Below are 16,584 nucleotides of genomic sequence, written 5' to 3' on the forward strand. Positions count from 1 at the left end.
ATGCGTTCCTCCGGTGCCAGGGCCCGTGGTCCGGGCCGGGTACCGGCAGCGTGCGCCCACCCCGCGAACGGCGTCCGCGCCCTTGTACGCACAACGCCGGTCGGGCGCCCGACAAGCGCCCGACCGGCAGCGCAGGTGTCAGGAGCCGGTCAGCTCGGACACCGCGTGCTTGCCCGCAGACCGCAGGCGCAGCCCGAAGCCGATCTCGCCGGCCCCGATCAGCAGCGCGCTGATGCCGGTCAGCAGGATCAGCGCCATGAGTGACGGGCCGGGCCACAGGATGAACACCAGGCCGGCCACGGCCGAGACGCCGCCGAGGACGCTGAGCCAGGTGCGGACCGGGCCGCTCGCGAGCATGGCGACCGTCAGCTGCACGAAGCCGCTCACGAGCCAGGACAGCCCGATGAGCGCGGCCAGCACGCGCTCGCCGCCCTCGGCGCTGCGCAGGCACGCGACTCCCGCCGCGATCAGCATCACCGCGACGACGGCGGCCAGCACCCGATGCGTCGTGCCGCGGTCCCGGTCGAACGCGGCGAACGCGCGGGTCGCGCCCGCGACGATGAGCCAGATTCCGGTGGCCAGCGCGAGCAGCCGCAGCGTCTCCCCCGGCCAGACGAGCACGACGATGCCGAAGCACACCGTGACGACTCCAAGGATCATCACCTGCCAGACGGGCTCGGCCGCGGTGGCGGAACCGGAGCGCCTCCAGGCGTGGCGCTGATACCAGTGCGTGGTCGTCATCGTCCACCTCCGAATGGATTCGGCCGCCTCACGCGCGCCGGACTACAAATCACCCTCCGCCGGGCGATGCGTGCCGCGCCTCACCCTCGCGGCATGGTTCGGCACCTCTTGACCGCAGGCGCAGTCGCAGGAGTAGTCGCCGACGAGTGGGTATTCCCGGGCGCAGCCAAGCACCGGGAATGGAGGCGACCCGCTCATGACCACCAGCTCGGCCGAGGAGACCGAGACCCGGCCCTTTCACGCGCTGTCGGTCGGCGACGCGCTCGCCGTGGAGCACGTCGAGCCGCGGGCCGGCTTGTCGAGCGCCGAGGTGTCGTCGCGGCGCGCCGAGCACGGCCCGAACCGGTTGGCTGAGTCGCGCAAGGAGCCGTGGTGGCGGGCGTTCCTGCGCCAGTACGCCGACCCGATGCAGATCGTGCTGCTGTGTGCGGGGATCGGCAGCCTGTACCCGCTCAAGCAGTTCGGCACGGGGCTGCTGCTGCTGGCGTTGACGTTGCTCAACGCGGTGCTCGGGCTGCGTCAGGAGGGCAAGGCCGCGGCCGCCGTCGGCGCGCTGCAGAAGATGATGATCGTCAAGGCCCGGGTCCGCCGCGACGGGCACCTGACCGAGCTCGCGGCCGAGGACCTGGTGCCGGGCGACGTCGTGCAGGTCGAGGCCGGCGATCTCGTCCCGGCCGACGGGCGGCTGGTCCGCTCCGCCGGGCTCGAGATCGACGAGTCGGCGCTGACCGGCGAGAGCCTCCCGGTCGCCAAGGACGCCGACACGGTGACCGAGGCCGGCGCGGCGCTCGGCGACCGGGTCGGCATGGCGTACATGAACACCCACGTCACCCGCGGCACCGGCGAGCTCGTGGTCACCGCCACCGGGATGGCGACCGAGGTCGGGCACGTCTCCAGCCTGCTGCAGGCCGAACGCGACGCCGAGACGCCGCTGACCCGGCAGCTGTCCCGCCTGACCAACCAGATCCTCGTCGTCGCCGGAGCCGCGCTGGCGCTGTCCATCGCACTGAACCTGGCCCGCGGCAACGCGTTCGACGTGGTGTTCCTCGCCGCGATCGCCTTCGCGATCTCGGCCATCCCCACCGGCCTGCCCGCCGTCGTGACCACGATCCTGTCGCTGGGCACCCAGCTGCTCGCCCGGGCGAACGCGATCGTCAAGCGGCTGCGCTCGACCGAGACGCTCGGGTGCACCTCGGCCGTCAACTCCGACAAGACCGGGACGCTGACGCTCAACCAGATGACCGCCGTCGAGCTGGCCATCCCCGGCCGGCGCTACGTCGTGTCGGGCAGCGGATACCGCACCGACGGCGACATCCGCCACGCCGCGGGCCAGCCCGACGTGCCGCTGGAGCCGTTCCTGCTGCCGATGGCACTGGCCGGCGACGCCGTGGTGCGCGACGGCGAACTGATCGGCGACCCCACCGAGGGCGCGCTGGTCGTGCTCGCCGAGAAAGGCCACCTCGACGTGGCCTCCACCCGGCAGCGGTATCCGCGCCTCGCCGAGGTGCCCTTCGACGCCGCGTACAAGCTGATGGCCACCTTCCACCGGATGACCGACGACACCGGCCGCGACGTCGTGCGCTGCTTCGTCAAGGGCGCCCCGGACCAGCTACTCGCCCGCGCGGTGTCGGTGATCGCTCCCGACGCGGCACCGATCCCGCTGGACGACGAGCTCCGCGCGCGGTACCGCGCCGAGAACGAACGGCTCGCCGCGCAGGGGCTACGCGTCATGGCCACGGCCCGCCAGGACTTCGACCCGGCAGTGTTCGACCCGGCAGTGTTCGACCCGCAGGCAGACCTGCTCGGCATGCTCGACGGGCTGACCCTGCTCGCCCTCGCCGGCATCGTCGACCCGCCACGGCCGCAGGCGAAGGCCGCGATCGCCACGGCGAAGGCCGCGGGGATGCGGGTCCGCATGATCACCGGCGATCACGCCGTCACCGCGGCCGCCATCGCCGGGCAGCTCGGCATCGACGGACGGGCCATCACCGGGGCCGAGTTCGCCGCGATGAGCGACGAGCAGCTGCTCCGCGAGATCGACGACATCGGGGTCATCGCACGGGTGACGCCCGAGCACAAGGTACGCCTCGTGGAGATCCTGCAGCGCGAGCGGCAGATCGTCGCGATGACCGGCGACGGCGTCAACGACGCACCAGCCCTCAAACGCGCCGACATCGGCATCGCGATGGGCATCACCGGCACGGAGGTCTCGAAGGAGGCCGCCGCGATGATCCTCACCGACGACGACTTCGCGACCATCGTCAAAGCCGTGGAGATCGGCCGGGCACTGTACGACAACCTCAAACGCTACGTCTTCTTCCAGATGGGCGTCCTCATCGGCTTCATCGCCACCTTCCTCGGCGCCAGCATCTTCAACATCGCCACCGGCGTGCCGTTCCTGCCACTGCAGACGCTCTGGGTCAACTTCACAACCCAGGTGTTCCAGGCCATCGGCCTCGGCTACGGCAAACCAGAGCCGGACATCATGCACCGCCCGCCCCGCCGCGCCGACGAGCCGCTGCTGTCCACACGCACCCTGCTCTGGCTCGCCGTCGTCGGCCTCGTACTCGGCGCCACCACCCTGGCCGTGATCACCGGCGCCGACCGCGCCTACGGAACCGCCGTGGCCCGCACCATGGGGCTGACCACATTCTCGATCCTCAACCTGGCACTCTCCTTCACAGTCCGCAGCGACACGCGCTCCGTGTTCAGCCTGGAGGTCTTCGAGGACCACCGGTTCCTCGTCACCAGCGGCATGTCCATCATCGCGATCGTCCTCGCCACCGAACTCGGCGTGCTGCAGCACATCCTGCACACCGTCAGCCTCAGCCTGACCCAATGGCTCATATGCCTGGCCGCCGGCGCGACGGTGATCGTGGCGACCGAACTGCGCAAGATAGTGCTGCGCCACCGCATCGCGGTGGCCGGCGCCCCGGTCCACTGACGCACGCGAGGACGGAGCACATCACCATGACCGACGAGGCCGCGAAGCGGATCGCCGAGCTGATCGCACCGTTGCGGGTCCCGCCCGGCACCAGGGTCCGGCTGCCGGGGCGCCACGATCCGGGCTACACGGCGCGGATGACCCGCCGGAGCGACGGCACCGAGCTGCTCCAGCGTGGGGTCTCGCTGCTGAGCGAGTACCAGGCGCGGCTGGCCGCCGAGGACCGGCACGGCCTGCTCGTCGTGCTCCAGGGACCGGACGCGGCCGGTAAGGACGGCACGATCCGTCACGTCATGAGCGGCGTCAACCCCCAGGGCGTCCACGTGCACAGCTTCAAGCAGCCGTCGGCCGAGGAACTCGACCACGACTATCTTTGGCGGTTCGCGCCGCGGCTGCCCGGCCGCGGCGAGATCGCCATCTTCAACCGCTCGCACTACGAGGAGGTCCTGGTCGTCCGGGTGCATCCGGAGCACCTGGAGCACGAGAAGCTGCCGGCGGCGGCGAGGGGCGGCGACGTGTGGAAGCGCCGGTACCGCGCCGTCAACGAGTGGGAGCGGCACCTGTCCGACAATGGCTTCCGCATCGTGAAGCTGTTCCTCAACCTCTCGAAGGAGGAACAGCGCGAGCGCCTGCTCAAGAGGATCGACCGGCCCGAGAAGAACTGGAAGTTCTCTGAGGCCGACCTGCGCGAACGGCAGAGCTGGGACGCCTACCAGTCGGCGTACTCCGAGATGCTGTCGCACACGAGCACGAGCTGGGCGCCCTGGCACGTCATCCCGGCCGACCACAAGTGGTTCGCCCGGATCGCCGCGGCGGCGGTGATCGCCGACGCGCTCATCCAGATCGACCCGCAGTTCCCCACGGTCGACCGCTCGGCGCGGCGTGCGCTGCTGCGCGCCCGGGCGGCCCTGGAGGCGGAGGCGCCCGGGCACGCGGGATGACCGTTTCATCTTCAAAGAAGGATGACCCGCGGCACCCGGCGTTCGACGCTGATGTCGTGGGGATTAGCCCGCGTCGCGTGAGCCGTCTGCGGGCCCGCGTAACCGGAGGGGGCGACAAAGATGTCGTTCGGTGAGATTGTGCTGTACACGCTGTGGTTCATGGTGATGTTCGCATGGATCTGGTTGATGATCTCCATGCTGAACGACCTGTACCGCGACCCGGACGTCAGCGGCTGGGGCAAGGCCGCCTGGACGGTGTTCCTCATCGTGCTGCCGTGGATCGGGGCGCTGGTGTACCTCGTCGCGCGGGGCCGGTCGATGAACGAGCGGGCCCGGCAGCGGGCGGAGCGTCGCGAGGCCGAGGTCCGCGAGTACGTCCGCGAGGTGGCCGGCTCGCCGAGCACGGCCGACGAGCTCGTCAAGCTCGCCGACCTGCAGCGGCGCGGCGTGCTGACCCAGTCGGAGTACGACCGGGCCAAGGCTTCGGCGCTGGCGTCGGACGGCGCCGACGCCATGCGGGCGCGCGGCTGACCGGCGAACGGGTCACCCCGCCGCAAGCCGGCGAGCTGGTCACTTGCTGTCGGACTTGCGGGTGCGGCCGGCCGCCACCTTCTCGTGCGGCTCGGCGTCACCGCTGTTGTGGTGTTCGAGCATGTCCACGATCCTCGGCGCGAGGACCGCGGCCAGCGCGGGCGCCAGCGCGTCGGCCAGGGCGCCCGCCAGCGCCTCGGCGAGCAGGACGCGCTCGAGCACCGATCCCCGTTCCCCGCCGCGCGCGGGCGTCGCCGACAGCATCGCGTCGAGCAGCGGCGCCGTGGACCTGGCGTGCGCGGCCCGGGGCGTGCCCGCCTCCTCGAGGATCTCCCGGATGGCGTCGTCGATCAGCGACTCGATCGGTTCGTGTGACTCGTGCGCGGGTTCTTCCTTCGGCCCTCTTTCGGCCATGATGACTCCTCAGCGATAGTCGGGACCCGAGTCGGATTCGGCGCGATCCGCCCTTCGGCCGCGGCCGAAGGGCGGATCGTGGGCCAGGCCGTCAGCGGCGGGCCAGCATGGCGGCGGCCAGGAGCGGGTGCTCGATGCCCTCGCCGCCGCCGCTCTCCTGCCGGTTGCGCATCATCGCGGCCACCAGGAGCGGGTGCTCGAAGATGTTCCGGCCCTCCTGCTTCCGGCTGGCCAGCGCAGCGAGCAGCAGCAGCGGGTGCTCGATGCCCTCCTCGCCGCCGCTCTCCTGCCGCTGACGCATCATCGCGGCCACCAGCAGCGGGTGCTCGAAGATGTTCCGGCCCTCCTGCCGCCGGCTGGCCAGCGCGGCCATCAGCAGCAGCGGGTGCTCGATGCCCTCCTCGCCGCCGCTCTCCTGCCGCTGACGCATCATCGCGGCGATGAACAGCGGGTGCTCGAAGATGTTGCGGCCCTCCTGCTTGCGGTTGGCCAGCGCGGCGAGCAGGAGCGGGTGCTCGATCAGGCCTTCGCCCTGCCGGTGACGGCGCGCCATCAACGCCGTCAGCAGGATCGGAAGCATGCTCTCCTCTCCCTCGCCTTCCTGGCCCTGGGCCTGCTGTCGGGTTCGTTCAGCGGTGCCTGCGGTCATGTGTGCCTCCGTTGCGCCCATGCGTGGATGTATGTCGCGAGGTCAACGCTGCTTGCTGCCGGACGTCCGTACGTCACCCGGCCGACATGATTCGCCGCGCCCGGGGAGCCGGTGAAAGTTTCGCGGTCTCGCGCCGCTGACCAGGCGACCGCGCCCCTGCGGCGAACTATCCGTAATCCGGGCGCCGGGTGAGGCATCTCTCGCACTGATCGAACCCCGCACCCGCTCTGGAGGTTCCCGTGCATCCACACATTCCGGCGCGGCGGCGCCGGCTCACCGTCCGGGCCGCCGGCATCGCCGCGGTGCTCCTGGCCGTGCCGCTCGCCGTGCTCGCCGTATCGGCGTGGCCGTCGGAGGCGGCCACCAGCCCCACGGCCGGCGGCGTCTACACCCTGGCCAGCGGCGCCAGCGGCAAGTGCGTCGACGTCGCCGGCGCCTCGAGCGCCAACAGCGCGCTGCTGGTCCAGATCGCCTGCAACAGCGCCGCGACCGATCAGCAGTTCACCGTGATCGCGCAGGGCAGCGCGTTCAACCTGGTGAACACCAACAGCGGCAAGTGCGTCGACGTGCCGTACTCGTCCACCACGACGGGCACCCAGCTGTGGCAGTACACCTGCGGCGTCTCCACCAATCAGCAGTGGACCTTCACGGCCTCGTCGGCGGCCGCGGGCAAGTTCGTCGTGAAGAGCGTCTCGTCCGGGCTCTGCCTGAGCGACAAGGACGGCTCCACGGCCGGCAACAATCCGATCGTGCAGGAGACCTGCTCGGACATCGCGCGCATGCAGTGGTCGTTCAACTACGTCGCCGGCGCGACGGCGACCGCGAGCCCGCCCCCGACGAGCGGCACGCCCACCGTCGCGGCGGACGGCACCGGCAAGTACAAGACCGTCCAGGCGGCCGTCAACGCGGTCCCGGCGAACAACACGAGCCGGGTCACCATCACCATCAAGCCCGGCACCTACCGGGAGATCGTCACCATCCCCGCGAACAAGCCCTACATCACGCTGCAGGGCCTCGGCTCCTCCCCCGGCAACACGACCATCGTCTACAACCACTGGGCCGGCGGCGGCTTCCCCGGGGGCAGCGCCACCATGTTCGTCAACGGCCACGACAGCGTGCTGACGAACCTGACCGTCAGCAACGACTTCGACGAGAGCACGCAGACCAGCGGCCAGCAGGCGGTGGCGCTGCAGCTGGACGCCGACCGCTCGATCCTGCGCAACGTCCGGCTCCTCGGCGACCAGGACACGTTCCAGATCAACGACAACGCCCGGCTGTACGTGACCGGCTCCTACATCGAGGGCACCGTCGACTTCATCTACAGCGGCGGCACCGCGGTCTTCAACGCCTGCTCCATCTTCGAGAAGCGCAGCACCGGCGGCCCGATCACGGCCGCCAGCACCGATCCCGCCAAGACGTACGGCTTCCTGTTCTACAAGTCGACCATCACCGGCGCGGCGAACAACGTCACGCAGCTGGGCCGGCCCTGGCGGCAGGGGGCGCAGGTGCTCTACCGCGAGTCGAGCCTCAGTGCCACCATCAAGACCGCCCAGCCGTGGACCGACATGGGCGACGCCACGTGGAAGAACGCGCGATTCTTCGAGTACCGCAACACCGGGGCGGGCGCCACCTTCAACAGCAACCGGCCGCAGATGAGCGACTCGCAGGCCGCGAACTACACGCCGCAGAAGTACCTGGCCGGCTCCGACGGCTGGAACCCGATGTAACCGCGCCGGCGCATCCGGCCCGCGGGGCCACGTAGGCTCGGCCGCATGGTCTCGCGGGCCCCGGATGACATCGGTCTCGGCACCTGGCGGCGCGAGCCGAGCACCGTGCTGCGCCGGGCCGTGCCGGTGCCGCCGGCCGGCCCGGCGCCGTCCGTCATCGTCGCCGAGTCGGAGGCGACCGGCGTGCCGACGGAGTGGGCGCCGCACTCGCATCCGGCGCACGAGCTGGTGTGGGTGCGGGGCGGGACGCTGACCTCGCGGGTCGGGAACCGGATCTTCACCGTGCCGGCCGGGTTCGGGCTGTGGATGCCCGCCGGCGTGGTGCACGGGGGCCGGCTCACGGCCGGGGCCGACTTCTTCGACGCCTTCTTCGAGCCCGGCGGGACGCCGGTCGCGTTCGCGGGGCCGACCTCGATCGCGATGACCCCGCTGCTGGAGTCGCTGCTGCTGCGCCTGGCCCGCCGGGATCTCGCGGCGGACGCGCGGGCGCGGACCGAGGCGGTCGTGTTCGACGTGCTCGAGCCCGCGGATCGGCAGTTCGCGCTCGCGCTGCCCGGGGACCCGCGCATCGACGCGATCGCCGAGGCGCTGCTCGCGGACCCCTCCGACGACCGCGGCCTGCGGGACTGGGCGGACCGGCTGGGCGTGAGCGAGCGGACCATCACCCGGGCGTTCCGGGGTGCGACGGGGCTGTCGTTCGCGCAGTGGCGGCAGGCGCTGCGCGTCCACGAGGCGATGGCGCTGCTGTCGGAGGGCGCCGACGTGCGGGGCGTGTCCGAGTCGCTCGGCTACGCCCAGCCGAGCACGTTCATCGCCGCGTTCCGGCGGGTGATGCGGGTCACGCCGGGCGCGCTCGGTGTCCGGAATCCCGTATCGCCTGTCCCGGATGCCGGATTGCCGACAGCTTGATCATCACCTAGCCTGCTTAGGCAAGGCAACCCTTACTAAATCGGTCGCCCCTGCGCGAAGGAGCCGGCCGTGACCATGCTGCGTGGTGAAGAGCTGCTGTGTGGTGAAGGGCTGCTTTTACGGTACGGCCGCACACCGGTCGTCCACGGCGTCTCGGTCGAGCTGCACGCCGGTCGGGTGACGGCGCTGGTCGGCCCGAACGGCAGCGGCAAGTCCACGCTGCTGCGGGCCCTGGCCCGGCTGCACCGCGTGAGCGAGGGCAGCATCGTGCTGGGCTCGCCGCCGCGCGCGGTGTCGCAGCTCAACGCGCGGCAGTTCGCGCGCGAGGTCACGCTGTTCTCGCAGTCGCGCCCGGCCCCGCACGGGCTGACGGTCAGCGAGGTCGTCGCCTTCGGCCGCCACCCGCACCGGCGCGGCTTCGCCGGCCCCTCCCCCGCCGACCGCGCCGCGATCGGCCGGGCCATGGCGCTCACCGGCGTGTCGGACATGGCCGATCGCACGGTCGGCGAGCTCTCCGGCGGCGAGGTGCAGCGCGTCTGGCTCGCCGCCTGCCTGGCCCAGGAGACCGGCGTCGTGCTGCTCGACGAGCCGACGAACCATCTGGACCTGCGTTACCAGGTCGAGACGCTCGACCTGGTCCGCGACCTCGCCGACGAGCACGGCGTGGCCGTCGGCCTCGTGCTGCACGACCTCGACCAGGCCGCCCGCGTCGCGGACACGCTCCTGCTCATGCACCACGGCCGCATCCACGCCGCGGGCGACCCGCTCGACGTGCTGACCGCCGAGCACATCGGCGCCGTCTACGACCTGCGCGTCGAAGTCGCCGTCGACCCGCGCACCGGCCACCTCCGCATCGACCCCGTCGGGCGGCACGCCGCCCGCACCCGGATCCCCTCAGGAGACCCCGCATGACCCGTATCACCCGCCTCGCGGCGCTCACCGCGGTCGCCGCGGCCCTCACGGCCTGCGGCACCACGAACGTCGACAGCGCCGCGGCCGGCCCCAGCGCGGCCGTCCCCGCGTCGGCGAGCTGCGCCGAGGACACCACGAAGACGGCGACCGGCCCGGTGTCGCTCACCGACGGCGTCGGGCGCAAGGTCGAGCTCGCCAAGCCCGCCGAGCGGGTCGCGGTCCTCGAGTGGCAGCAGACCGAGGACCTGCTCACGCTGTGCCGCACCCCGGTCGCGGTCGCCGACGCGAAGGGCTACGGCACCTACGTGAAGGCCGAGGCGCTGCCCCAGGGCGTCGTCTCCGTCGGCGAGCGCGGCCAGCCCGACCTCGACGCGCTCTTCGCGACCAAGCCGGACCTCATCATCATCGAGGCGTTCAAGGCCGACGACGAGCTGCTCACCAAGCTCGCCCAGCGCGGCGTCCCGGTGCTCGCGACCGTCGGGGCCGACGCCGGCGGGCAGATCGCGAACATGAAGAAGGTCTTCTCGATGATCGCGACGGCGGTCGGCCGGACCGAGCGCGCCGAGCAGGTGCTGCGGCGCTTCGACGAGCACCTCGCCGCGGGCCGGCAGAAGGTCGCCGACGCCCATGTGAAGACCACGAGCTTCCTGTTCTTCGACGGCTGGATCGAGGGCGGCAACGTCGTCATCCGGCCGTACGGCAAGGGCGCCCTGTTCACCGAGCTCGGCCAGCAGCTCGGCCTGACCCCGGCGTGGACGGACGAGATCGACAAGACCTACGGCAACGGCGGCGTCGACCCCGCCTACGGGCTCGCCCAGACCGACATCGAGGGCCTCACCGCCGTCGGCGGCGCGACCCTGTTCTACTCCGACGACCAGACGCCCGAGAGCTACGTCCCCGAGCTCAGGAAGAGCACGATCTGGACCTCGCTGCCGGCCGTCAAGGAGGGGCGCGCGTACGCCTTCCCGGCCGGGCTCTGGGGCGCCGGCGGACCGCTGTCGAACGAGCAGGCGATCGACGCCTACGTGAACATCCTGACCAAGGGGTGAGGCCCTGGGCTCGCGGCGTGAGCGGGGCGGCCGTCCTGGCCGTCCTGCTCCTCGCCGTCGTGGTGACCGGGTTGTGGCACGTGACGCAGGGCACCTCCGGGGTCGGGTTTCAGGACCTGCTGCGGTACCTGTCCGGCGCGCACGAGACCGTCGGCGGCGTCCCGATCGCCGACGTCGTGACCGGCTCGCGCCTGCCGCGCGTGCTCGCCGGGACCGCGGTCGGCGTGGCCCTGGGCGTCGCCGGGGCGCTGCTGCAGTCGGTCACCCGCAACGCGCTCGCCGCCCCGGACACCCTCGCGGTCACGGCCGGCGCCTACTTCGCGCTGTGCGCGGTCGCCGCGTTCGGTCTCGCGGTGCCGCTGTGGGCCTCGGGCGCGGTCGCCTTCGGCGGCGGGCTGCTCGCGGCCGGGATCGTGCTCGCCCTCGCCGGCAGCGCCGCGGGGATCGGCTCGACCCGGCTGATCCTGGCCGGCTCGGCGGTGGCCCTCGCGCTCGACGCGGCGACCGCGATGCTGCTGATCCTGTTCAAGGAGAGCACCACCGGGCTGTACGCCTGGGGCAGCGGTTCGCTCGCCCAGCTGAACCTCGACGCCGCCGGGCGCGCCGCCCCGGTCATCGCCGTCGTGCTCGGCGCCGGCCTGCTGCTGTCCCGGCGGCTGGACGTGCTCGGCCTCGGCGACGACGCGGCCGCCTCGCTCGGCGTGCCGGTCCGCTCGACCCGGCTCCTCGCGGTGCTCTGCGCGGTGCTGCTGACGAGCGTCTCGGTCACGCTCGCCGGTCCCATCGCCTTCATCGGCCTGGCCGCGCCCGTCGCCGTGCGCCTCGCCGCGAACCGGATCGGCGTGCTCGGCCGGCACGGCTTCCTCGTCCCGGCCTGCGGGCTCGCCGGCGCGCTGCTGGTCCTGCTCGCCGACGCGGTCCTGCGGGCCGTGCTCGGCGCCCAGGCGGCCGCCTCGATCCCGACCGGCATCGCGACCTCGCTGCTCGGCTCCGCCGTCATCGTGGTCCTCGCGCTGCGGCTGCGCGACGCCGGAGCCGTGCGCGAGGCACCGCAGGCCCGCGTCGCGACCCGCTCGCGGCGCCGCTTCCTCGCCGTCGTCGCCGTCGCCGCGGTGCTGCTGGCCGGGGCGGTGCTCGTCGGCCTGCTGGCCGGGAGCCTGTGGCTGCGCACCGGCGACGTCGCGCTCTGGCTGCGGGGCGCCGCGCCGGACCTGATCGGCCGGGCGCTCGACGACCGGCTCGCCCGGGTCGCGGCGGCCGTCGTCGCCGGCGCGGCGCTCGCCCTCGCCGGCACCGTCGTGCAGGGCACGGTCCGCAACCCCCTCGCGGAGCCGGGCGTGCTCGGCATCACGGCCGGCGCCGGGCTCGGCGCGGTGATCGTCGTGACCTCGGGGGCGGCGGGCGGGCGGCCGGCGCTCATCGTCGCCGCCGTCGCGACCGGGCTCGCCACCTTCGCGCTCATCGCCGGGCTGGCCTGGCGCGGCGGGCTGCTGCCGGACCGCTTCCTGCTCATCGGCATCGGCTGCGGCTACGCGCTCAGCGACGTCAGCACCTTCCTGCTGCTGCGCGCCGACCCGTGGGACACGCCGCGGATCCTCACCTGGCTCTCGGGCACGACCTACGGCCGCTCCCTCGCCGACGTGCTGCCCGCGGCCGTCGTGCTGCTCGTGGCCACCCCCGTGGTGCTGGGGATGCGCCGCCAGCTCGATCTCCTGGCGATCGACGAGGACACGCCGCGCGTCTTCGGCGTCCGGCGGGAGGGCGCGCGGCTGGCCCTGCTCGCGATCGCGGCGGTCGTGGCGGCGGTGAGCGTGATCCCGGTCGGCGTCGTCGGCTTCGTCGGGCTCGTCGCCCCGCACATCGCCCGCGCGCTGGCCGGCGTGCGGCACGGGCGCATCGTCCCGGTCGCCATGCTGCTCGGCGCGCTGCTCGTGTGCGTCGCGGACACCCTCGGCCGCACCGTCATCGCCCCGTCGCAGGTCCCCGCCGGGCTCATGATGGCCCTGATCGGCGCCCCCTACTTCGTCTGGCTGCTGCGGCGCTCCCGCGCCTGAAGGGACCGCACGAACTGCAGGATCAGGGTCGTCACCAGCTCGGGGCGCTCGGTGACCAGCAGGTGCGTGGTGCCCGGCACGATCGCCAGCTGCGCGCCGGGGATGGACCGGGCGATGAGCAGCGTGTGCTCCGGGCGGATGGTGTCGCGGTCGGCCGCCATCACCAGCACCGGCGCGGCGATGCGGGCCAGGTCGGCCGGGTCGAGGTTCGGTTCGCTGGTCCAGAGGCGCAGGAGCTTGGCCAGTACGACATCCGCGTGCTCCGGCCCGTCCGGCGAGAGCCGCTCGTAGTGCATGCGCTCGACGTCGGGCCGGTCCCCGTCCGGCTCGTCGCCGTCCGGTTCGTCCGCTGCGGGCTCCGCGAAGGCCGACGGGTCGAGGTTGGCGCTGATGGCGACCAGCGACCGCACCCGCTCGGGGTGGTCGAGGGCGAGCAGCAGGCCGATGATCGCGCCGTCGGAGAACCCGATCACGTGGGCCCGGTCGAGCCCGGCGGCGTCGAGGTAGGCGAGGGTGTCGGCGACGCCCCGGGCATAGGAGTACTCCCCGTCGATGTCCGCCGAGCGTCCGTGCCCGGGCCGCTCGAACGCGTGGACCCGGTGCCCGGCCGCCAGGGCGTCGGCCTGGGCCCGGAAGAACTCCAGCGAGCAGAAGCCGCCGTGCAGCAGCAGGACCGGCTCGCCCGCACCGGCGGCCTCGGCGTAGAGGTCGACGCCGCCGATGCGGTGATACGGCATCTGAGCCCTACCGGCTCTGGCCGGCCGAGACCGGGTCGTCCTCGAACGCGGGGACCACGACCTCCTCGGAGGAGTCGTAGGCGATGAAGAACATCGGGCGCCCCTGCGAGGCCGCGAAGATCCGCCCGACGTACTCGCCCAGCAGCCCGAGGCAGAGCAGCTGCACGGCGCCGAGGAAGAGCAGCACCACCGAGAGCGAGGCCCAGCCGGGGACGGTGACGCCGGCGAAGTACGCCACCAGCACCCACACGACGAGCCCGATGCACACGGCGAACCCGGCCAGGCCGAGCCAGGTGGCGATGCGCAGCGGGGCGGCCGAGAAGCTCGTCACGCTGTCCGCGGCCAGGCGCACCATCTTGGTGAGCGGGTACTTCGTCACGCCCACGGCGCGGCGCTCCCGGCTGTACTCCACGGTGCCGCTGGGGAAGCCGAGCCAGGGCACGAGCAGGCGGTACACCGGCTGCTGCTCCGGCAGGGCCCGCAACGCGTCGACCGTGACCCGGCTCAGCAGCCGGAAGTCGCCCGCGTTGTGCGGCATCCGGTTGCCCGCGATGCCGCGCATCATGCGGTAGTAGCCGACCGCCGTCCAGCGCTTGAACATCGTGTCGGTGCTGCGGTCGTTGCGCACGCCGTACACGATGTCGAGGTTCTGCGACCGGGCCATGTCCAGCATGTCCTTGATCAGCTCCGGCGGGTCCTGGAGGTCCGCATCGATGCTGACCACGTAGTCGCCGACCGAGCGGTGCAGGCCCGCGGTCAGGGCCGCCTGGTGGCCGCCGTTGCGCCGCAGCCGGATGACCCGCAGCTGCGGCCAGTAGCGGCGCAGCCCGACCAGCACGGCCGCGGTGGCGTCGGTGCTGCCGTCGTCGACCGCGACGACCTCGTAGGACACGTCCAGCCCGTCGAGCACCTTGCGCAACCGCTCGGCCATGATCGGGATGACGGCCTCCTCGTTGTACATCGGCACGACGACGGACAGCGTCGTCGTGTGCTCTGCGGTCGTGCTCATACCGAAAGCTCCCCGGTGTCCTCGGTGCGGAACGTCACGGTCTTACTCACGGGTCAGCGCTCGGACGTCCCACAGCCAGACGTCGTCGACCTGCCGGCCGGAGCCGAGCAGCGGATCCAGCGTCTCACGCAGCTGCGGCAGCGCCTCGACGCGGTAGACGACGACCGCGTCGGCCTGCCACTTGCGCAGCTCGGCCAGCATGTCGGCCTGCTGGGCGGAGGTGAGCTGGACGGCCTTGCCGGTCTTGGCGACATCGAGCAGCACCGAGGTGACCGGGCCGGGCGGCGGCTCGTTGGTGGCGATGTTGTCGGGGCCGAGGGGGCCCATGAAATACCCCTCCGGCATCCGGAAGTCCATCCCGGTCGCCATCTGCCAGGTCAGCGCGGTCATGTCGCCGGTGGCCTTCAGCGCCGGGACGGGGACGACCGTGTGGTTCTCCGCGATGTACTGCTTGTAGGCCCCCGAGGTGAAGAAGTGCGGCACCGGCGGGCGCCCGGTCGCGGGCAGCGGCAGCGGCACCAGCGGCACCAGGGCGGCGGCGAGGGCGGCCGCCCACACCAGGCGCAGCGGCACCCCGGCGCGCTTGACGCCGCCGTCGGCCGAGGCCTTGATGATCCGGTCGGTGGCCACGGCGAGCATCACGCCGAGCGCGACCACGGTCAGGAAGGTGAAGCGGCCCACGTTCATCGAGTCGAGGATCGGCAACTCCACGAACAGCTTCCACGGCCCCGGCACCCCGGTGCGCTCGAAGTACCAGCCGACGTCCGGGCCGAGGCTGAACGCGAGCCCGATCGCGCCGAGGACGGCCACGGTGCGCACGAGCCGGTCCCGCCACAGCCACAGCGCGAGCCCGGCGCCGAGGATGAGCAGCGCCCAGCCGAAGTAGCCGTTCTCCTCCGCGTAGTTGGTCGACGTCAGCGTGCCGCCGAGGTTGCCCACGGAGGTCGTGGAGTACTCGAAGAGCGTGTTGAGGTCGTTGGTGACGTACGCGAGGCCGCCCAGGCTGTCGTAGTGGCGCGGGCCGGCGAACTGCATCCACAGCGGGTAGGCCAGCAGCGGCAGCGACACCCCGACGGCGACGGCGATCCCGGTCAGGAACGGGCGGACCATCGTGCGCAGGTCGGGCAGCAGCGGGAACGCGTAGACGATCACGAACATCCCGAGCGCCATCGCCGTCATCAGCAGGATCTCCTCGCCGATGAGGGCCTGGTAGGCGATCAGCAGGCCCAGGATCACGCTGTCGCGGACCGGCCGCGTGGTGCGGAACAGGCGCAGCGCGAAGCGCACGATCCACGGCACCAGGAACATCGACACGAGGTTCAGGTGCGCGTTGCCGTGCGAGACGATCGTCGGCGCGAAGGCCGCGAACCCGCCGCCCAGCACCGCCGCGATCCGGTGCGCGCACAGGTGGCGGTGCAGCACCCAGTACCACCCGAAGGCGGTCAGCGCGAACCCGAGCGTGACCGCGAGCAGGAAGCTGACGCTCGGCCCGAACAGCAGCGTGATCGGCAGCAGCGGCAGGGCCAGGCCGAGCACGCTCGCGTTGCCCATGAGGTTCACGCCGACGGAGGCGTTCTGCAGGTCGGTGAAGAACGGGTTGTGCAGGTGCGTGATGTTGTAGGTGTCGACCGCCAGGAACCACTCGAACTGATAGTGGTCGTTGTAACTGTGCGCGAGGATGCGGTCGCCCGGGGACAGCCAGACTTGGGAGAACAGGTAGCCGCCAACGGCGACGAAACCAGCCAGGATGAGCAGATCGGTGCGCATCCGCCGAAAACGGGATGTTCCGTCGGGGGCGTTCGCCGGACTCTCCGGCTCCTCGGCAGTCACTCGCTCGCCGGCCTCTTGGTCGGCCCTGACGACGGACATGGCCAGGAGACTAGAGCATTACGCGTGACGAGGTGCCCCGAACGGTCCGGCCCGGCGGTTGTGCGCCCACGTCACGAAAACGTCATCTGTCCGGTTGC

General features: G+C 72.1%; 15 protein-coding genes. 8 read left to right on the forward strand and 7 right to left on the reverse strand.

Annotated elements, in window-relative coordinates; all coding sequences use genetic code 11:
• Positions 1-138: 138 nt before the first annotated feature.
• Positions 139-741, reverse strand: coding sequence for an HdeD family acid-resistance protein (locus tag ABT369_RS41880; protein ID WP_350621210.1), 603 nt, complete (start codon positions 739-741; stop codon positions 139-141).
• 196 nt (positions 742-937) lie between these two features.
• On the opposite strand from ABT369_RS41880, the gene ABT369_RS41885 reads away from it, so the two are divergent.
• Positions 938-3,685, forward strand: a complete 2,748-nt coding sequence (locus ABT369_RS41885) for a cation-translocating P-type ATPase (RefSeq protein WP_350621212.1) — start codon at positions 938-940, stop codon at positions 3,683-3,685.
• A gap of 26 nt (positions 3,686-3,711) precedes the next feature.
• Entirely contained in the window at positions 3,712-4,626 is a 915-nt protein-coding gene (locus tag ABT369_RS41890) for a PPK2 family polyphosphate kinase (RefSeq protein WP_350621214.1), read from the forward strand.
• Between the two features lie 11 nt (positions 4,627-4,637).
• Here the strand turns inward: ABT369_RS41890 and ABT369_RS41895 are convergent, their stop codons facing one another.
• Positions 4,638-4,823: a hypothetical protein gene (locus ABT369_RS41895; protein WP_350621216.1), complete on the reverse strand. Its 186-nt coding sequence runs from the start codon at positions 4,821-4,823 to the stop codon at positions 4,638-4,640.
• Between ABT369_RS41895 and ABT369_RS41900 the strand changes: the two genes are divergently transcribed.
• A complete protein-coding gene (locus ABT369_RS41900; RefSeq protein WP_350621218.1) occupies positions 4,813-5,157 on the forward strand; it encodes an SHOCT domain-containing protein in 345 nt (114 codons plus the stop codon). The two genes, ABT369_RS41895 and ABT369_RS41900, sit on opposite strands and share 11 nt — an antisense overlap.
• Before the next feature lie 39 nt (positions 5,158-5,196).
• On the opposite strand, the gene ABT369_RS41905 is transcribed toward ABT369_RS41900, so the two are convergent.
• Together ABT369_RS41905 and ABT369_RS41910 are read right to left on the reverse strand one after the other, a co-directional pair.
• A complete protein-coding gene (locus ABT369_RS41905) occupies positions 5,197-5,571 on the reverse strand; it encodes a hypothetical protein (RefSeq protein WP_350621220.1) in 375 nt (124 codons plus the stop codon).
• 91 nt (positions 5,572-5,662) lie between these two features.
• Positions 5,663-6,151, reverse strand: coding sequence for a hypothetical protein (locus tag ABT369_RS41910; protein ID WP_350621222.1), 489 nt, complete (start codon positions 6,149-6,151; stop codon positions 5,663-5,665).
• A 308-nt stretch (positions 6,152-6,459) separates the two neighbouring features.
• On the opposite strand from ABT369_RS41910, the gene ABT369_RS41915 reads away from it, so the two are divergent.
• The 5 genes from ABT369_RS41915 to ABT369_RS41935 all read left to right on the forward strand — a co-directional run bounded on the left by ABT369_RS41915 (position 6,460) and on the right by ABT369_RS41935 (position 12,871).
• Complete coding sequence (locus tag ABT369_RS41915) at positions 6,460-7,947, forward strand: pectinesterase family protein (RefSeq protein WP_350621224.1); 1,488 nt, start codon at positions 6,460-6,462, stop codon at positions 7,945-7,947.
• 45 nt (positions 7,948-7,992) lie between these two features.
• On the forward strand, positions 7,993-8,856 hold the full coding sequence (locus ABT369_RS41920; RefSeq protein WP_350621226.1) for an AraC family transcriptional regulator: 864 nt from the start codon (positions 7,993-7,995) through the stop codon (positions 8,854-8,856).
• 75 nt (positions 8,857-8,931) lie between these two features.
• The gene (locus tag ABT369_RS41925; RefSeq protein ID WP_350621395.1) at positions 8,932-9,768 is read left to right on the forward strand and encodes an ABC transporter ATP-binding protein; all 837 of its coding nucleotides are present in this window, start codon (positions 8,932-8,934) and stop codon (positions 9,766-9,768) included.
• Positions 9,765-10,817, forward strand: a complete 1,053-nt coding sequence (locus ABT369_RS41930) for an iron-siderophore ABC transporter substrate-binding protein (protein WP_350621228.1) — start codon at positions 9,765-9,767, stop codon at positions 10,815-10,817. Before ABT369_RS41925 ends, ABT369_RS41930 begins: the two co-directional genes overlap by 4 nt.
• Positions 10,818-10,834: 17 nt before the next feature.
• On the forward strand, positions 10,835-12,871 hold the full coding sequence (locus tag ABT369_RS41935) for an iron ABC transporter permease (protein WP_350621230.1): 2,037 nt from the start codon (positions 10,835-10,837) through the stop codon (positions 12,869-12,871).
• Here the strand turns inward: ABT369_RS41935 and ABT369_RS41940 are convergent.
• The 3 genes from ABT369_RS41940 to ABT369_RS41950 are packed head-to-tail and all read right to left on the reverse strand — an operon-like array spanning position 12,835 to position 16,384.
• Entirely contained in the window at positions 12,835-13,608 is a 774-nt protein-coding gene (locus ABT369_RS41940) for an alpha/beta fold hydrolase (RefSeq protein ID WP_350621232.1), read from the reverse strand. The genes ABT369_RS41935 and ABT369_RS41940 overlap by 37 nt on opposite strands.
• 7 nt (positions 13,609-13,615) lie before the next feature.
• On the reverse strand, positions 13,616-14,617 hold the full coding sequence (locus ABT369_RS41945; protein WP_350621234.1) for a glycosyltransferase family 2 protein: 1,002 nt from the start codon (positions 14,615-14,617) through the stop codon (positions 13,616-13,618).
• A 42-nt stretch (positions 14,618-14,659) separates the two neighbouring features.
• A complete protein-coding gene (locus tag ABT369_RS41950; RefSeq protein ID WP_350621236.1) occupies positions 14,660-16,384 on the reverse strand; it encodes a glycosyl transferase in 1,725 nt (574 codons plus the stop codon).
• Positions 16,385-16,584 lie beyond the last annotated feature (200 nt).

Origin of the sequence: Dactylosporangium sp. NPDC000244, assembly GCF_040300725.1 — a bacterium.
Taxonomy (GTDB): Bacteria; Actinomycetota; Actinomycetes; order Mycobacteriales; family Micromonosporaceae; genus Dactylosporangium.